This is a genomic window from Rathayibacter rubneri, from assembly GCF_023743255.1.
Lineage (GTDB): Bacteria > Actinomycetota > Actinomycetes > Actinomycetales > Microbacteriaceae > Rathayibacter > Rathayibacter rubneri.
This window is the reverse complement of the sequence record NZ_JAMRYM010000018.1, coordinates 1-15,681: the sequence shown is the minus strand read 5'-3', so window position 1 is coordinate 15,681 and position 15,681 is coordinate 1. Positions and strand designations below refer to the sequence as shown.

Below are 15,681 nucleotides of genomic sequence, written 5' to 3'. Positions count from 1 at the left end.
ACGCGGGTCCGCCCTCGCTGCTGCGGGTAGCGTGGGGCGGATGGAGCGACGGGCGCGGCGGCTGCGGCAGTGGGACGAGACGACTGCGGCGGCTCGGGACGGGATGTCGTGGGGAGTGTCGGCGGGGGTCGTCCTCTCCGGGCTGACGGGGGCGGGGCTCGCGGCGGCGCTCGCGCTGCTGTCCGGCGGGATCCTGGAGTCGTCGCCGCCGCTGCTGCGCATCCTCGCGGGATTCCCGCTCGCGCTGATCGCGGCGACGACGCTGGTCGCCACCGCGGTCGCACTCCGCCACCGGTCGGAACGAGCGGCGCAGCGGTTCACGCGCGCCGCGTGGCCGGTGCCCTCCGACTTCGACCGGAGCGACCTCGACCAGACCGCCGATCTCCCGTACGACGTCCGGCTGCCCGAGGACGCCCTGACCCCGGCGGACCTCGCGAGGATCCTCGCACCGTCGGCTGCGGAGCGGGCTGATGCGCGGTCGCGGAGCGCATCGGCCGGCCTCTGGCGCCGCTCGGTGGTCTTCAGCCTGCTCTCGCTCGCCGGCGTCCTCGCGGCGGGAGCGGGCGCTCTCCTGCTGATCTCGGCCGTGGTCCTCGGCGTGGAGGACGGGCGCGTGCTCGCGGCCGGCGTCCTCGCTGCGGCGGGGGCCGCCGTGGGCATCGGGTCGTCGCAGGCGAGCGCTCTGCCGATAGCCATGAGGACGGACGCCGATGCGCATCTGGCCCGGAGCCGTCGCCTGCTCACCGAGCTGTGGCCGGGAGACCTCGAGGAGGGGCCGCTGTCGGTCCGCGGGGGAGTGGCCGGGATCGACCGACGGGCGCTGTCCGGTGCGTCGCGGAAGGCGGCGCCCGAGAATCCCGTCGCGGGACGGATCGCGCCGATCGTCCTGCTGGCGGTGGCCCTGCTCCCGGTGATCGTGCTGCCGCTGCTGAGCTAGCCGCCTGCGTCGCGGGCGAGGCGGCGCAGGCCGCCCTTCGGCGGTACGCGCACCGGGTCCGGCCAGCGCGGCTGCAGGCCGTCGCCCAGAGTGACCCGGCGGATCTTGCGTCCGACGAGCGGGAGCAGCCAGTCGGCGGTCCAGCGGTGCTGGTCGCGCAGCCACTCCCGCGGAGTCAGCGGCTCTGGCGCCTCCCACGGACCCGCCGAGATCGTGTGCGGGACGCCGAGGATCTCGAGCACGCGAGCCGCGAGGTAGCGGTGGCCGCGCTTGGAGAGGTGCATCCGGTCGGGCGACCACATCATCGGCTCGCGGAACGCCTGCATGCGCCAGTAGTCGACGAGGATCGCGCCGCGTTCGCGGGCGATGCGGCGGACGGCGCTGTTGTAGATCCGATTGCGGCGGACGAACATCCGCGGTGCGGGCAGCCCCGGGATGTCGAACCCGGTGAACAGGACGAGCGAGGCTCCGGTGGTGGCCAGGGCGTCGACGAGGCTCTCGTACTCGCGGACCAGGACGCACATGTCGGTGCCGAGGTCGAGGATGTCGTTCCCGCCCGCGTAGAGGGAGACGAGCGTCGGCCGCAGTGCGAGGGCGGGCTGCAGCTGCTCGTCGCGGATCTGGGCGAGGCGCTTCGAGCGGATCGCGAGGTTCGCGTACTCCCAGCCGGGCTCCGCCTTCGCGAGCCGGTCCGCGACCCGGTCGGCCCAGCCGCGGACGCCGTTGGGCAGCCGCGGGTGCGGATCGCCGACGCCCTCGGTGAAGGAGTCGCCGATCGCGACGAAGCGCCGCTCGCCGGCCGCCGCAGTGCGTTCCCCCATCGGAGGAGAATCGCGCGGACGGGGGACCGGCTGGTGGCGCGGGGGTGTCTGCGAGGTGACGCCCGGGCGACGGCGGCTCCGAGCCTCCTGGAAGGCGGGCGCGGTTAGGGTGTCGGGGTGATCGATGCCAGGGACGACGACGCGCTCAGCTGGGCGGGCGAGGACGAGGACCCGACGCTCGCGGCCGGGGAGACCGCGACGCGACGACGTCCGCCGCGGGCGGTGCGCTCGGCGCCCGCCTCGCGCCCTGCCCTCGACGGCGAGACCGCCGAGGAGGTCCCGGAGGAGCTCCTCGAGGACGACGGAGCCGAGGACGACGGAGCCGAGGACGACGACCGGACGACCGAGGCCGAGGCGGCCGCCGCCTCCTCCGTGCTCCTGGTCGCCACCGGCGTCACCGCCGGGCTCTACCTCCTGTACACGATCGGCTGGATGATCACCGCGACCCGGCAGAACGCGACGATCACGGCGACCTTCGCCGGGGATCCGCTCGGCGGTGCGCTCTACGGACTCGGCCTCTGGCTGGCGGTCGCCGCTCCGGTCACCTGGTTCGCCGTCGTCCTGCTCGGCGCCCGCGACTCCCGGGTGCGCACCCGCGTGCTCTGGCTGCTCGCCGGGCTCGTGCTGCTGGCTCCGCTGCCGTTCCTGAAGGGGGCGTGAGGATGACGGACGACACCGCCGTGAAGGCGACCCTCGGCGGCCGACGGACGGGGCGCGGCAAGGGCCTCGCCCTGACCGTCCTGCTCGCCGTGGTCGTCGGCGCGCTCCTCGCCTGGGACGTGTGGGAGGCGATCGGCAACCTCGTCGGCATCCGCGCCTACGCGGCGGGCCTGGGCACGGATCTGAACGCCACCGGCTGGACGGTGCTGCTGCTCTCGCTCGCCCTCCCCGTCGTCTGCTTCGTCCTCGCCCTGGTGCTGGGTCGGCGCCGAGGGGTCGCCGCCCGGGCGGGCCTCCTGCTCGCCGCGCTGTGCGTCTCGGCGGCGCTGTCGCTGGACCTGCAGCAGGTCTTCGGCTTCGCGAGCCTCGTCACCCTCGGCTGAGCCGCGTCACACAGCGGGGCCGAGAGGCGGGCCTCCGCTACAGTGGCGGGGGCTCCACGACCCCGCGTCCGGCGCCTGCACCGTCCCCTCCCCGAAGGAAGCGCACTCGTGACAAAGCCGGTCGTCCTGATCGCCGAAGAACTCTCGCCCGCCACCGTCGACGCCCTGGGTCCCGACTTCGAGGTCAGGAACGTGGACGGCACCGACCGCCCGGCGCTGCTCGAGGCGCTCGGCACCGCCGACGCGATCCTCGTCCGCTCGGCGACGCAGGTCGACGCCGAGGCCATCGCCGCGGCGCCGTCGCTGAAGGTGATCGCACGCGCGGGAGTGGGTCTCGACAACGTCGACATCACCGCGGCGACCGCCGCCGGCGTCATGGTCGTCAACGCGCCGACCTCCAACATCATCTCGGCGGCCGAGCTGACCGTGGGCCACATCCTGAGCCTCGCCCGCCACATCCCGGCGGCGCACAGCGCGCTCGCGCAGGGGCTGTGGAAGCGCTCGAAGTACACCGGCACCGAGCTCTACGAGAAGACCGTCGGCATCATCGGCCTCGGCCGCATCGGCGCTCTCATCACCGCGCGCCTGCAGGCCTTCGGCGTGGACGTCGTCGCGTACGACCCCTACGTCACCAGCGCTCGCGCGCAGCAGCTCGGAGTCACGCTCCTGTCGCTCGAGGAGCTCCTCGCGCAGAGCGACTTCATCACGATCCACATGCCGAAGACCCCCGAGACGACCGGCATGATCTCGGACGAGCAGCTCGCGCTGATGAAGCCGAGCGCCTACATCGTCAACGTCGCCCGCGGCGGGCTGATCGACGAGGACGCGCTGCACCGCGCGCTCGTCGCGAACACCATCGCCGGCGCCGGGCTCGACGTGTTCGTCAAGGAGCCGCCGGTCGGCTCGCCGCTGCTGGCGCTCGAGAACGTCGTCGTCACTCCGCACCTCGGAGCGTCGACCGACGAGGCGCAGGAGAAGGCCGGCGTCTCGGTCGCCAAGTCGGTGCGCCTCGCGCTGTCGGGCGAGCTCGTCCCCGACGCGGTGAACGTCGCCGGAGGCGTCATCGACGAGTACGTCCGCCCCGGCATCCCGCTGGTCGAGAAGCTCGGGCAGGTCTTCGCCGGCCTCGCGCACTCGCCCGTCACTTCGATCGACGTCGAGGTGCGCGGCGAGCTCGCCGGCTACGACGTCAAGGTGCTCAAGCTCGCGGCGCTCAAGGGCGTGTTCACCAACGTCGTGTCCGAGACCGTCTCGTACGTCAACGCCCCGGTCCTCGCGGAGCAGCGCGGCATCGAGGTGCGCCTGATCACCGACGCCGTCTCGGACGAGTACCGCAACCTGATCACGCTGAGCGGCGCCCTCTCGGACGGCTCGCAGATCTCGGTCTCGGGCACGCTCACCGGCACCAAGCAGGTCGAGAAGCTCGTCGCGATCAACGGCTACGACGTCGAGGTGCCGATCGCGAAGCACCACGTCGTCATGAGCTACGTCGACCGCCCCGGCATCGTCGCGGTCTACGGCCGCGAGTTCGGCGAGGCCTCGGTGAACATCGCGGGCATGCAGGTCGCTCGCACCGAGGCGGGCGGCAAGGCCCTCTCGGTGATCACGATCGACTCGCCGGCGCCGGCGGGCCTGCTCGAGAAGGTCCGCGTCGCGATCGACGCCGACATCATGCAGGAGATCGACATCACGGAGCAGTGACCCCGGCGCTCCTCGAGCGCGTTCCGAGCCCGTCCCGCGAGTGCACGCGGGGCGGGCTCCGTCGTTCCGGGATCAGTGCTCGGCGCCGGGCGCGGCGAGCAGGCGGTCGATGATCGCGAGGACCTCGTCGACGTCGCCGGGCGACTCCCTGCCCGTGGGCAGCAGGGCGGAGTTGTAGTAGAGCCCGTCGCTCATCAGCACGATCGCGCGCGCGACCAGGGGATCGCCGACCGCCTCGGCGACCACCGCGGTCCAGCTGTCGTGGAGGCGGGCGAGGCCGGCGCTCGCGCGCTCGTCGTTGCCCTGCGCGATGCGGGAGACGGCGAGGATGGTGCGGTCGAAGGGGGTGTCGACCGCGAAGGACGTGCGGATCAGGTAGGGAACGACGCCCTCGTCCGACGCGCGGATGCGCTCGATGTCCTCGGCCAGGCGCTCGTCGAGGCGCTGGAGCAGGCCGTCGACGAGGGCGTCCTTCGAGGGGAAGTGGTAGAGCAGCCCGCCCTTGGAGACGCCGGCCGCGCGGGCGACGGCATCGAGGGTCGCGGCGCGCTCGCCCTGCTCGTTCAGCAGTTCCTCGAAGGCGTCGAGGACGCGGTCGCGGGCGGAGGAGGCGGGGGGCACGGCCCCCATCCTACGGTCGCCCTTGCGTTACTGTACCGGCTGGACGGTATACTTCCGGAGTCGCCGGCCGAGCCCTTCCGCGCCCGGCGCGACCCGACTCCGAGAGAGAGCACCACCGTGTCCGCCCGCACCGCCTCCGTGACCGTTCCCCCCGCCGCCGCCGACCGCGTCGGCCGCCGCGCATGGCTCGCCCTCGCGGTGCTGATGCTGCCGGTGCTGCTGGTCTCGGTCGACAACACCGTTCTCAACTTCGCGCTGCCGCTGATCGCCGAGGACCTCGGACCGACGGGTACCGAGCTGCTGTGGATCGTCGACGCGTACCCGCTGGTGCTCGCGGGCCTCCTGGTCGCGATGGGGAGCCTGGGCGACCGGGTGGGCCGTCGGAAGCTGCTCGTGATCGGCGCGATCGGCTTCGCCGTCGTCTCGGTGGCCGCGGCCTTCGCTCCGACGGCCGGGGCGCTCATCGCGGCCCGCGCGGCGCTGGGCCTGTTCGGGGCGACCCTGATGCCCTCGACGCTGTCGCTCCTGCGCAGCCTGTTCCCGAACCGCGACCAGCGCAGGCTCGCCATCGCGATCTGGGCCACCGGCTTCGCGGTGGGCTCGGCTGTGGGGCCGCTCGTAGGCGGGGTCCTTCTCGAGAGCTTCCCGTGGGGCGCGGTGTTCCTGCTCGCGGTGCCCGTGCTGCTGCCGCTGGTCGTGCTCGCGCCGATCCTGGTGCCGGAGTCGCGCGATCCGCACCCGGGGCCGGTCGACGTGGTCAGCATCGTCCTCTCGCTCGCCACCATGGCCCCGATCGTCTACGCGGTGAAGTCGGCGGCCGAGCACGGGGTCGACGCCGTGGCCGTGGTCGCGCTGGTGGTCGGCGCGGTGAGCGGCGTGCTGTTCGTGCGGCGCCAGCAGCGCCGCGCGGTGCCGATGCTCGATCTCTCGCTCTTCCGCCGCGGCTCGTTCAGCGCGGCGATCGTCGTCAACCTCCTCAGCGTCGTCGCGCTCGTCGGCGGGCTCTTCTTCGTCTCGCAGCACCTGCAGCTGGTCGTCGGCCTCTCGCCGCTGCAGGCGGGGCTCGTGCTCGTGCCGGGGCTCGCGGTCATGATCGTGGCGGGACTGGGCGTCGTGCCCGTCGCGCGCCGCATCTCCCCGCGCGTCGTCGTGCCCGCCGGGCTCGTGGTGTCGGCCGTCGGCTACGCACTGCTGGCCCTCGGCAGCGGCGTCGAGGGGGGAGCCACGGCTCTGACGGTCGCGGTCTCGTTCGCGTTCCTCGGGCTGGGCATCGGCGCGGCCGAGACGGTCTCGAACGAGCTCGTCCTCGCGAACGCCCCGGCCGACAAGGCCGGAGCCGCCTCCGCGGTGTCCGAGACGGCCTACGAGCTGGGCGCGGTGCTCGGGACCGCGACACTCGGGACCGTGCTGACGGCGGCGTACCGCAGCGGCGTGGTGCTGCCCGAGGGTCTCGACGCCGGGCAGGTGCAGCGCGCGGGGGAGACCCTGGGCGGCGCGGTGTCGGTGGCGGGCGAGCTGCCCGCCGACTCCGCGGCGAGCCTCCTGGCCTCGGCCGGTGCGGCGTTCGACGCCGGAGTGGGCTGGTCGGCGTGGATCGGAGTGGGCCTCGTGCTGCTCGCGGCCGTCATCGCCGCCTGGCGCCTGCGCCGCAGCTGAGTGCCCGAGAGTACGCTGGGATCGTATCTGCCCTCCCCGCACGCCTGAGGATGCCCATGCCCCGCACCGTGAAGCTCGCCGTCATCCCCGGAGACGGGATCGGACCGGAGGTGATCGCCGAGGCCGTGAAGGTCCTCGACGCGGTGACCGCCGACTCCGACCTGGTGATCGAGAAGACCCCGTTCTCGCTCGGGGCGGCCCGGTTCCTCGAGACCGGCGACGTGCTCACCGACGAGGACCTGGCGGCGATCGCGGCCCACGACGCGATCCTCCTGGGCGCCGTCGGCGGGGTTCCCGGGGACCCGCGGCTGAAGGACGCGAACATCGAGCGCGGACTGCTGCTGCGCCTGCGCTTCGCGCTCGACCACTACGTGAACCTGCGCCCGACCCGCGTGTACCCGGGCGTGCCGTCGCCGCTCTCCGAGCCCGGCGACGTCGACTTCGTGGTGGTCCGCGAGGGCACCGAGGGCCCGTACGTCGGCAACGGCGGGGCGATCCGGCAGGGCACCCCGCACGAGATCGCCAACGAGGTGTCGGTGAACACGGCCTACGGCGTCGAGCGCGTGGTGCGCCACGCGTTCGAGCTGGCCCGCAAGCGCCGCTCCAAGCTCACCCTCGTGCACAAGACCAACGTGCTCGTGTTCTCCGGATCGCTGTGGAAGCGGTTCGTGGACGAGGTGGGGGCCACCTACGAGGACGTGGCCGTCGACTACCTCCACGTGGACGCGGCGACGATCTTCCTCGTGACCGACCCTGCTAGGTTCGACGTCATCGTCACCGACAACCTCTTCGGCGACATCCTGACCGATCTGGCCGGCGCGATCAGCGGCGGCATCGGCCTCGCCGCCTCGGGCAACATCAACCCCGACGGCGCGTTCCCCAGCATGTTCGAGCCGGTCCACGGATCCGCGCCCGACATCGCCGGGAAGCAGCTCGCCGATCCGACCGCCGCGATCCTCTCGGTGGCGCTGCTGCTGGACCACCTGGGCCGCACCGACGAGGCCGCTCGCGTGACGGCGGCGGTGACCGCCGACATCGAGTCCCGCGACGGCTCCGTCCGCGCCACCTCGGCGATCGGCGACGCGATCGTCGCGCGCCTGCGCTGACCTTCGCCCCGGCGGCCCCTCCTCCCCGACGCCTTCGTAGAGAGAACCCCTGATGACCATCCCCCTCCCGCTCGCCCCGCAGGATCTCGCCTTCCAGGTGACCCCGAACCCCGAGCCGCGCTCGGCCGAGGAGCGCGACCGGATCCTCGCCGACCCCGGCTTCGGCGTCTTCTTCACCGACCACATGGTCGACATCTGCTGGTCGCGCACCGGCGGCTGGCACCGCCCGCGCGTGCAGCCCTACGGGCCGATCGCGCTCGACCCCGCCGCGGCGGTCCTGCACTACGCGCAGGAGATCTTCGAGGGGATGAAGGCGTACCGCCACGCGGACGGCTCGATCTGGACGTTCCGCCCCGAGGCGAACGCCGCGCGCCTGCAGCGCTCGGCCCGCCGCCTCGCACTGCCGGAGCTGCCGACCGGGCACTTCCTCGAGTCGCTCCGCCAGCTCATCGCGGTCGACGGCGACTGGGTGCCCTCGGAGCCCGAGACGAGCCTGTACCTGCGGCCCTTCATGTTCGCGAAGGAGGCGTTCCTGGGGGTGCGCGCGGCCGAGAAGGTCGGCTACTACGTGATCGCGAGCCCCGCGGGCGCCTACTTCTCGGGCGGCGTCGCTCCCGTGTCGATCTGGCTCTCCACCTCCTACGCCCGGGCGGGCAAGGGCGGCACCGGCGCCGCGAAGACCGGCGGCAACTACGCCTCGTCGCTGCTGCCGCAGCAGGAGGCGTACGAGCACGGCTGCGCGCAGGTGCTGTTCCTGGACTCGCAGGAGTCGCAGTACATCGAGGAGCTCGGCGGCATGAACGTGGTGCTGGTCAAGAAGGACGGCACGCTCGTCACTCCGGAGTCGGACTCGATCCTCGAGGGCATCACGCGCGACAGCGTGCTGCAGCTCGCCGAGGACCGCGGCCACCGCGTCGAGCGGCGTCGTGTGAGCATCGACGAGTGGCGCGATGGAGTGACGTCGGGCGACGTGGTGGAGGTGTTCGCGTGCGGGACCGCCGCGGTCATCACTCCGATCGCCGAGCTCAAGGGCGAGGGCTTCTCGGTCGGCCGCGAGGGCGCGCCCGCGGGCGAGCTCACGATGTCGCTGCGGGAGGAGCTGACCGGCATCCAGTACGGACGCCGCGAGGACCGGCACGGATGGATGACGAGGTTGGACGCATGAAGATCGCACGATTCGCCACGCAGCGCTCGGGGGACAACGGGGGAGCGATCCACTTCGGGATCGTCGACGAGGACGACCTCGTCGTGCTCGCCGGGGACCCGATGTTCGCCGGATTCGACACGACGGGGGAGCGCATCCCGATCTCGGAGGCGAAGCTCCTCGCCCCGGTGATCCCGCGCTCGAAGGTCGTCGGCATCGGCAAGAACTACTCGGACCACGCGGCCGAGATGGGCGGGGACGCCCCGGCCGAGCCGCTGATGTTCCTCAAGCCCAACACCTCCGTGATCGGGCCGGACGAGGCGATCGTGCTGCCCGAGGACAGCCGGCAGGTCGACTACGAGGGCGAGCTCGCGATCGTGATCGGCGCCGTCGCGCGGAACGTGCGCGCGGAGGACTACGAGGACGTCGTCTTCGGGTACACGATCGCGAACGACGTCACGGCGCGCGACCTGCAGCAGAGCGACGGCCAGTGGACGCGGGCGAAGGGCTACGACACGTTCTGCCCGATCGGGCCGGTCATCGAGACCGAGTTCGTCTGGAACGAGGCGGCCTTGGAGACGCGCGTGAACGGACGCCGCGTGCAGTCCGGGAACACGGGCGACATGATCCACGGGGTGCCCGAGATCGTGGCGTACGTGTCGCGGGTGTTCACCCTGCTGCCGGGGGACATCATCCTCACCGGCACGCCGGCCGGGATAGGGCCGATCGCGAACGGGGACACGGTGGCGATCGACATCGAGGGGATCGGGACGCTGTTCAATCCGGTGATCGTCCGGAACTGAGGGTCTCCGGTCCGGCCCCGGTCGGACATCCGGCTCGCAGGAAGGCGTTCGGCTCGCAGGGATCGCTGATCCTCGCGAGCCGAACGTCGTTCTGCGAGCCGGACGGACCTCCGCGACCCGGAAGTGTGCCGGAGGCGTGGAGCGGGAGGGTCAGTCGGCGGTGGTCGGGCCGGTCGTCTCGTCGGGCAGCTCGTCGTCGTCGGCGACGGAGTCGCCTCCGCTGTCCAGGTCGGTGACCTGGTCGGACGTCCCGCGGTCGATCGCGGTGCCGCCGGGAGCGGCTCCCGCCATCGAGGCGTCCGTCGCGTCCTCGCCGGGGAGGGTGGTCTGCGCGCCGTCGACGGCGGTCGGGTCGGCGCCCGCGGTCGCGCCGGCTCCGGTGGTCTGCTCGGGGAGGTCCTCGTTCGCCATGTCTGTTCCTCTCGTCGGTGGATCTCCAGCCCAGCACGGAGCCGGCGGCGCCGCAGGACGTTGACAAACAGGTCGCGGAAGCGACCGGCGCGTCGGCGGGCGGGGCGGCTGGGAGCGCTTCACCGAGCTCCCCCGAGCTGTCAAGCGGAGTCCCTCGAAGGGGTGTTCGACGTAGCGTCGAAGGCATGAACTCGTCCCGGAACGACCCCGTCGCACGCATCGCCCGAGAGGACTTCGGCTGGACGTCGCTCCTGCCGGGGCAGCGCGAGGCGATCGAATCGGCGGCCTCCGGACGCGACACCCTGCTGGTCCTCGCGACGGGCGGCGGCAAGTCCGCCGTGTACCAGATCGCGGGAGCCGAGCGCGGGGGAGTCGTCCTCGTCGTCTCTCCGCTCGTCGCCCTGCAGGCCGATCAGCTCGCCTCGATCGAAGCCGCGCCGGCGGCGCCGCCCGCCGTCGCGGTGAACTCCTCCCTGGGCGCCGCGGCGGTCGCCCGCGCCTGGGAGCGCATCGACGAGGGCGGTCCGCTCTACGTGCTCCTCGCGCCTGAGCAGCTCGCGAAGGCCGAGAACGTGGCGCGTCTCGCGAAGGCGGGCGTCTCGCTCCTGGTCGTCGACGAGGCGCACTGCGTCTCGAGCTGGGGGCACGACTTCCGGCCCGACTACCTCCGTCTCGCGGACGTGCGCGGCGAGCTGGGCGACCCTCCGGTGCTCGCGATGACCGCGACGGCGTCCGGCCCCGTGCGGGCCGAGATCATCGAGCGCCTGCGCATGACGGACCCGGAGGTGCAGGTCCACGGCGTGGACCGGCCCGAGATCCGCCTCGTCGTGCACCGCCACGAGAGCGAGAACGAGAAGCGCGCGGCCGTGGTCGAGGAGGCGCGGAGCTGGACGGCTCCGGGACTCGTCTACGTCGCGACGCGCAAGGAGACCGAGACGTACGCCGAGGAGATCGGCGCGGAGGGCCGCACGGTCGCGGCGTACCACGCGGGGCTGAAGGTGTCCGAACGTCGCGAGGTGCACGAGCGCTGGCGCGCGGGCGAGCTCGACGTCGTCGTCGCCACCTCCGCGTTCGGGATGGGCATCGACCGCGCGGACGTGCGCTTCGTGCTGCACGCGACCACGACCGAGTCGCTGGACGCCTACTACCAGGAGATCGGGCGGGCGGGACGCGACGGCGAGCCAGCGACCGGCGCGCTGCACTACCGCGCCGAGGACCTGGGGCTGCGCCGCTTCTTCGCCAAGCGCTCGGTCGACAAGGCCGCGCTGCGCGTGATCTGGGCCGCGGTGAGCGCGGAGCCCGGTCGCACGATCGCGGAGCTCGCGCAGGAGCTCGGGAAGCCGGCCCGGACCCTCTCCCGACTCGTCAACGATCTCGCCGACGCGGGTCTGATCGAGACCGGGAAGGGCGTCCGCCCCACCCGCGAGGCGAGCGCCGACGACGCCGTGCAGGCGGTGGCCGACGCCGTGGCCTCCCGGGAGCGGATCGCGGAGTCGCGGCTGTCGATGATGCGCGCGTACGCCGAGACGCAGCAGTGCCGCCGGCGGGTGCTGCTCGACTACTTCGGCGTCGAGGGCCCGGAGTGGTGCGGCAACTGCGACGGCTGCGAGCGGCACGAGGCGCAGCAGGAGGCGGCCTCCTCGGCGCCGGCCGACGCTCCGCTCTCGGTCGACGAGTCGGTGGAGCACCGCGAGTGGGGCACCGGCACGGTCATGAGCGTCGAGTCGGACCGGGCGACGATCTTCTTCGAGTCCGAGGGCTACAAGGTGCTCTCGTTCCAGGCCCTGGAGTCGGGAGTGCTGCGCGAGCGCGAGGACGCGACCGTCTGATCGCTCCGGACACGAGGAGAGGCCCGTCGCGCACCGCCGGACGGCGGGCGCGAGGGGCCTCTCGCGTGCGGGTCAGACGTTCGAGACGGCCGAGCTCACCGCGGTGGGCGCGTCGTAGTCGCCCTCCGGGATGGCGCGCAGGGCGTCGAGGACGTCGCTGGGAGCGTTCTCCTTCTCTGCGGTCTCGACGATCGTGTCCTTCGAGGCGGGGTAGTCGATTCCGGAGAGGTACTTCTGGATCTGGATAGGGTTCGGTGCGTCCATCGTGCTGTCCTTTCGTCGCCGTGCAGGTGTTACGGGGTGTGCTCTTCGGCGAAGAGCCGGTCGAAGGCGTCGACGCGCCGGTCGGTGACCGTCGTGGGCGTCTCGAGGTGGACGGCGCCGCTGGGGATGAGCCCCGCGCCGCCGAACCGCTCCATGACGCGCCACTGCGCGGCGACGTCCTCGCCGCTGTGCTCCGGGGGCAGCTGCTCCCAGAAGTCGAAGCCGCCGCTGGCCACCAGGGCGTCGCGGCGGTAGAGGATGCAGGCGCCGAGCCACGCGACGCGGTAGGCGCGCCAGTCGCCCTCGGCCACGTCGAGGCGGGCGGCGAGGTGCGTCAGGTTCGCCGCGTTGTGCAGGGGCCAGCGGTCGAACTCGGGCGTGCCGCGGCGGACGCGCTCGGGCCGCACGCCGTCGTCCCACGGCTGGAAGGCCGCCTGCTCGTGCGGGCGCTCGTCCCCGAGGTACGACAGCCCCTGCACGGCGGAGCCGACGAAGCCGCAGCCGAGGCGCTCCAGGGCCTCGTGCAGTCGGAGCAGAGTGCCCGGCTCGAGCCACACGTCGTCGTCGAGGAACAGGACGGCCGGGGCGCTCGAGAGGGAGAGCAGGTAGTGGCGCTGCTCCGCGAGACCGCGGCGCGGGAGGTGACGGCTGACGAACGGCGCTCGGCCCTGCGCCTCGAGCACGCGGAGCATCGCGAGCACGGTCGGATCGTTCTCGGCGACCGCACCGTCGGACTGGTCGCTGATCATCACGCGGAACGGGGGATCGTCCTGCGCGGCGAGACCGGCGAGGGTCGCGGCCAGTTCGGCGCGGCGCCCGACGGTCGGCACGAGCACGTCGATCAGCGGGGCCTCGGGCACGGTGGGCCGCCCCCAGCGGCCCGACCAGCGCCGGCTGCTCACCGCGGGGCCGCCGATCGGATGCGCTGCACCATCTCGGTGGTGGAGTGCTCGGACACGTAGCCGACCGTCGTGACGGTGCCGCCGTAGGAGCGGACGACCACCGCCTCCTGGAGCATGTCGGGGTTGTAGTCGCCGCCCTTCACGTAGACGTGCGGCTGCACGCGCTCGAGCAGCGGGATGGGGGTGTCGCCGCTGAAGAGCGTGACGTAGTCGACGCAGCCCAGCTCGGCGATCACTCCGGCGCGGTCGCCCTCGGGATTGATCGGTCGGCCCTCGCCCTTGAGTCGGCGGACCGAGTCGTCGTCGTTCACGGCGACCACCAGCACGTCGCCGAGCTCGCGCGCCTGGCGGAGGTAGGCGGTGTGCCCGCGGTGCAGGACGTCGAAGCAGCCGTTGGTGAAGACGATGCGGCGGCCGCGGCGCGACTCCTCCGCGAGGACCTCGACGAGGCGGTCCTCGCCGAGGACCACGGCGCCCGGGGCGGCGAGGGAGGCGAGGAGGTCGTCGGCGGAGCAGACGGAGGTGCCGGGGCGCTGGACGACGACGTCGGCCGCCGCCTGGGCGAGATCGACGGCGGTGGCGAGGGAGCGGCCGGCGGCCAGGGCGAGCGTCGCGGTGGCGGCGAACGTGTCGCCGGCTCCGGACGCCTGCTTCTCCTCCGCGGGCTGCGCGAAGGTGCGGCTGACGGTGCCGTCCTCGTCGAGGGCGAGGCTGCCCTCGCGATCGAGGGTGACCACTACGTGACGGGCGCCGGAGCGCTCGCGCAGCTGGTCGGCGGCGTCGCGGACGGCGGTCGCCCTCGCGGCTCCGCGGCCGAGGGCGGCGCCCAGGAGGACCTCGGCCTCCTTGGCGTTGGGCGTGACGAGGTCGGGGCGGGCGAAGGCCCAGTCGGCGAGCTCGTGAGCGTCGACGACCAGGAGCCCCGGGCGCCGGGCGGCGAGCACGCGCTCGACGGCCGAGCGGAGGATGCCGGAGCCGTAGTCGCAGACGAGCACGGCGTCGGCGCCCTCGGCCGCCCGGACCGCGAGCTCGGCGAGCTGCTCGATCTCGGCGTCGGTGGGGCGGTGCGGGCCGGAGTCGACGCGCAGCATGACGCTGTCGCCGCCCACCACGCGGGTCTTGATCGTGGTGGCGGCGGTGGTGCGGAGGATCGCACCGGTCTGAAGACCCGCGCGCTCGAGCGAGGCGATCAGGCGGTCGCCCTCGGGGTCGCGGCCCGCGACTCCGACCGTGCGGACCTCGGCTCCCAGGGCGGCCAGGTTCGCGGCAGTGTTGGCCGCGCCGCCCGCGACGTCGACGACGTCATCGAGGCGGAGGACCGGGGCCGGGGCCTCGCGCGTGACCCGCTCGGCGTCGCCCAGCCACCAGGAGTCGAGGATGAGGTCGCCGATCACGGCGACGACGGGAGGGTGCTCGCGCACGTGCGCGACCAGCGCGCTCGCCCGCTGGAGCGCGGAGCCCTCGAGGCTCATCGCGCGCCGCCGGGGAGGACGGGGAGGCCGAAGTGGACGACCGTGGTGGTGGTCATCTCGTCCAGCAGCTCGGGGCCGTAGCCGAAGCCCGACCCGCTCGTGCCGCGCGGCTGCGCGCTGCCGCCGGGTGCGCCTCCGAAGACGCCGTTGATCTTGACGGTGCCGACCGGGAGTGTCGCGGCCGCCCGGTGCGCGTGCTCCATGTCGGCGGTGAGCACGGTGGCGGCGAGGCCGTAGGGGCTCGCGGCGGCGCGGGCGAGCGCCTCGTCGAAGTCGTCGACGACGGCGATCGGCGCGACCGGGCCGAAGGTCTCCTCGGTCATGACGAGCATCTCGTCGGTGCAGTCGGCGAGGACCGTGGCCGGGTAGAAGGTGCCGTCGCCGGGCGCTCCGCCGGTGAGGGCGCGGGCGCCGGACTCGAGCGCCTCGGTCACGTGCTCGTGCACGGCGTCGCGCATGCGGGCGTCGACGAGGCGGGGGAGGGGGCCTGCGCTCCAGCGCTCGGCCTCGGCGACGAGCGCGGCGGTGAACGCCTCGGCGACGGCTCGGTGCACGTAGATCCGCTCGACGGAGGTGCAGATCTGGCCGGCGTTGGCGAAGGCGCCGAGGGCGGCCTGCTCGGCGGCCCACACCGGATCGACGTCGGCGTCGACGACGAGCGCGTCGTTGCCGCCGTTCTCGAGGATCACGTGCGCTCCGGTGACGGCGGCGACGCGGGCGAGGGCGCGGCCCGTGGCCGTGGATCCGACGTGCGCGAGGACGTCGACGCCCTCGGTGCGGGCGAGGGCGTCGCCGACCGCGCCGTCTCCCTCGACGAGCGTGAGGACGCCCTCGGGGAGCGCCTCGGCGAGGAGGCGGGTGAAGAGGGCGCCTGTGCCGGGGCTGCGCTCGCTGGGCTTGTGCACGACGACGTCGCCCGAGACGATCGCGGCGCCGAGCATGCCGGCGGCGACGGCGACGGGGTCGTTCCA

16 protein-coding genes are annotated in these 15,681 nt (G+C 73.3%); 9 read left to right on the top strand and 7 right to left on the bottom strand.

Going from position 1 to position 15,681, the window contains the following annotated elements; translation table 11 throughout:
• Positions 1 to 40 precede the first annotated feature (40 nt).
• Positions 41 to 937, top strand: coding sequence for a hypothetical protein (locus NB037_RS06615; RefSeq protein WP_251944507.1), 897 nt, complete (start codon positions 41 to 43; stop codon positions 935 to 937).
• On the opposite strand, the gene NB037_RS06610 is transcribed toward NB037_RS06615, so the two are convergent.
• Complete coding sequence (locus NB037_RS06610; RefSeq protein WP_251944506.1) at positions 934 to 1,758, bottom strand: SGNH/GDSL hydrolase family protein; 825 nt, start codon at positions 1,756 to 1,758, stop codon at positions 934 to 936. The two genes, NB037_RS06615 and NB037_RS06610, sit on opposite strands and share 4 nt — an antisense overlap.
• A 117-nt stretch (positions 1,759 to 1,875) precedes the next feature.
• On the opposite strand from NB037_RS06610, the gene NB037_RS06605 reads away from it, so the two are divergent.
• The 3 genes from NB037_RS06605 to serA all read left to right on the top strand — a co-directional run bounded on the left by NB037_RS06605 (position 1,876) and on the right by serA (position 4,502).
• A complete protein-coding gene (locus NB037_RS06605; protein ID WP_251944505.1) occupies positions 1,876 to 2,418 on the top strand; it encodes a DNA polymerase III subunit gamma/tau in 543 nt (180 codons plus the stop codon).
• A gap of 2 nt (positions 2,419 to 2,420) precedes the next feature.
• Complete coding sequence (locus NB037_RS06600) at positions 2,421 to 2,801, top strand: hypothetical protein (protein ID WP_251944504.1); 381 nt, start codon at positions 2,421 to 2,423, stop codon at positions 2,799 to 2,801.
• Positions 2,802 to 2,909: 108 nt separating this feature from the next.
• Positions 2,910 to 4,502, top strand: coding sequence for a phosphoglycerate dehydrogenase (gene serA, locus NB037_RS06595; RefSeq protein ID WP_251944503.1), 1,593 nt, complete (start codon positions 2,910 to 2,912; stop codon positions 4,500 to 4,502).
• A gap of 72 nt (positions 4,503 to 4,574) precedes the next feature.
• Here the strand turns inward: serA and NB037_RS06590 are convergent, their stop codons facing one another.
• Positions 4,575 to 5,132, bottom strand: a complete 558-nt coding sequence (locus tag NB037_RS06590; RefSeq protein WP_251944502.1) for a TetR/AcrR family transcriptional regulator — start codon at positions 5,130 to 5,132, stop codon at positions 4,575 to 4,577.
• A gap of 108 nt (positions 5,133 to 5,240) precedes the next feature.
• Between NB037_RS06590 and NB037_RS06585 the strand changes: the two genes are divergently transcribed.
• The 4 genes from NB037_RS06585 to NB037_RS06570 are packed head-to-tail and all read left to right on the top strand — an operon-like array spanning position 5,241 to position 9,832.
• Positions 5,241 to 6,779 (top strand): MFS transporter, encoded by a 1,539-nt coding sequence (locus tag NB037_RS06585; RefSeq protein ID WP_251944501.1) that lies wholly within the window; start codon positions 5,241 to 5,243, stop codon positions 6,777 to 6,779.
• A gap of 56 nt (positions 6,780 to 6,835) precedes the next feature.
• A complete protein-coding gene (locus NB037_RS06580; protein ID WP_251944500.1) occupies positions 6,836 to 7,885 on the top strand; it encodes a 3-isopropylmalate dehydrogenase in 1,050 nt (349 codons plus the stop codon).
• Positions 7,886 to 7,937: 52 nt separating this feature from the next.
• Positions 7,938 to 9,050, top strand: coding sequence for a branched-chain amino acid aminotransferase (locus tag NB037_RS06575; protein ID WP_251944499.1), 1,113 nt, complete (start codon positions 7,938 to 7,940; stop codon positions 9,048 to 9,050).
• The gene (locus NB037_RS06570; RefSeq protein WP_251944498.1) at positions 9,047 to 9,832 is read left to right on the top strand and encodes a fumarylacetoacetate hydrolase family protein; all 786 of its coding nucleotides are present in this window, start codon (positions 9,047 to 9,049) and stop codon (positions 9,830 to 9,832) included. Before NB037_RS06575 ends, NB037_RS06570 begins: the two co-directional genes overlap by 4 nt.
• Before the next feature lie 150 nt (positions 9,833 to 9,982).
• On the opposite strand, the gene NB037_RS06565 is transcribed toward NB037_RS06570, so the two are convergent.
• Positions 9,983 to 10,243, bottom strand: a complete 261-nt coding sequence (locus NB037_RS06565; RefSeq protein ID WP_207404699.1) for a hypothetical protein — start codon at positions 10,241 to 10,243, stop codon at positions 9,983 to 9,985.
• 185 nt (positions 10,244 to 10,428) lie between these two features.
• On the opposite strand from NB037_RS06565, the gene NB037_RS06560 reads away from it, so the two are divergent.
• Positions 10,429 to 12,072, top strand: coding sequence for a RecQ family ATP-dependent DNA helicase (locus tag NB037_RS06560; protein WP_251944497.1), 1,644 nt, complete (start codon positions 10,429 to 10,431; stop codon positions 12,070 to 12,072).
• A gap of 72 nt (positions 12,073 to 12,144) precedes the next feature.
• Here NB037_RS06560 and NB037_RS06555 read toward each other — a convergent pair whose 3' ends face one another.
• The 4 genes from NB037_RS06555 to NB037_RS06540 form a co-directional block, all read right to left on the bottom strand.
• Positions 12,145 to 12,336 carry a DUF2795 domain-containing protein gene (locus tag NB037_RS06555; protein ID WP_055793540.1) on the bottom strand — a complete coding sequence of 64 codons (192 nt, stop codon included), beginning with the start codon at positions 12,334 to 12,336 and terminating at the stop codon, positions 12,145 to 12,147.
• A 29-nt stretch (positions 12,337 to 12,365) separates the two neighbouring features.
• A complete protein-coding gene (locus tag NB037_RS06550; protein WP_251944496.1) occupies positions 12,366 to 13,238 on the bottom strand; it encodes a glycosyltransferase family A protein in 873 nt (290 codons plus the stop codon).
• Positions 13,235 to 14,710: a D-glycero-beta-D-manno-heptose 1-phosphate adenylyltransferase gene (gene rfaE2, locus NB037_RS06545; protein WP_251944495.1), complete on the bottom strand. Its 1,476-nt coding sequence runs from the start codon at positions 14,708 to 14,710 to the stop codon at positions 13,235 to 13,237. The genes NB037_RS06550 and rfaE2 overlap by 4 nt, the downstream gene beginning before the upstream one ends.
• The coding region (locus NB037_RS06540) for an aldehyde dehydrogenase family protein (protein ID WP_251944494.1) at positions 14,707 to 15,681 on the bottom strand (975 nt) is incomplete at its 5' end. The genes NB037_RS06540 and rfaE2, both read right to left, overlap by 4 nt.

Excerpts from the sequence above, each read along its gene's own strand:
- NB037_RS06615 (WP_251944507.1), top strand. The coding sequence starts at position 41 with ATGGAGCGACGGGCGCGGCGGCTGCGGCAGTGGGACGAGACGACTGCG.
- NB037_RS06610 (WP_251944506.1), bottom strand. The coding sequence starts at position 1,758 with ATGGGGGAACGCACTGCGGCGGCCGGCGAGCGGCGCTTCGTCGCGATC.
- NB037_RS06600 (WP_251944504.1), top strand. The coding sequence starts at position 2,421 with ATGACGGACGACACCGCCGTGAAGGCGACCCTCGGCGGCCGACGGACG.
- NB037_RS06590 (WP_251944502.1), bottom strand. The coding sequence starts at position 5,132 with ATGGGGGCCGTGCCCCCCGCCTCCTCCGCCCGCGACCGCGTCCTCGAC.
- NB037_RS06580 (WP_251944500.1), top strand. The coding sequence starts at position 6,836 with ATGCCCCGCACCGTGAAGCTCGCCGTCATCCCCGGAGACGGGATCGGA.
- NB037_RS06575 (WP_251944499.1), top strand. The coding sequence starts at position 7,938 with ATGACCATCCCCCTCCCGCTCGCCCCGCAGGATCTCGCCTTCCAGGTG.
- NB037_RS06570 (WP_251944498.1), top strand. The coding sequence starts at position 9,047 with ATGAAGATCGCACGATTCGCCACGCAGCGCTCGGGGGACAACGGGGGA.
- NB037_RS06565 (WP_207404699.1), bottom strand. The coding sequence starts at position 10,243 with ATGGCGAACGAGGACCTCCCCGAGCAGACCACCGGAGCCGGCGCGACC.
- NB037_RS06560 (WP_251944497.1), top strand. The coding sequence starts at position 10,429 with ATGAACTCGTCCCGGAACGACCCCGTCGCACGCATCGCCCGAGAGGAC.
- NB037_RS06555 (WP_055793540.1), bottom strand. The coding sequence starts at position 12,336 with ATGGACGCACCGAACCCTATCCAGATCCAGAAGTACCTCTCCGGAATC.
- rfaE2 (WP_251944495.1), bottom strand. The coding sequence starts at position 14,710 with ATGAGCCTCGAGGGCTCCGCGCTCCAGCGGGCGAGCGCGCTGGTCGCG.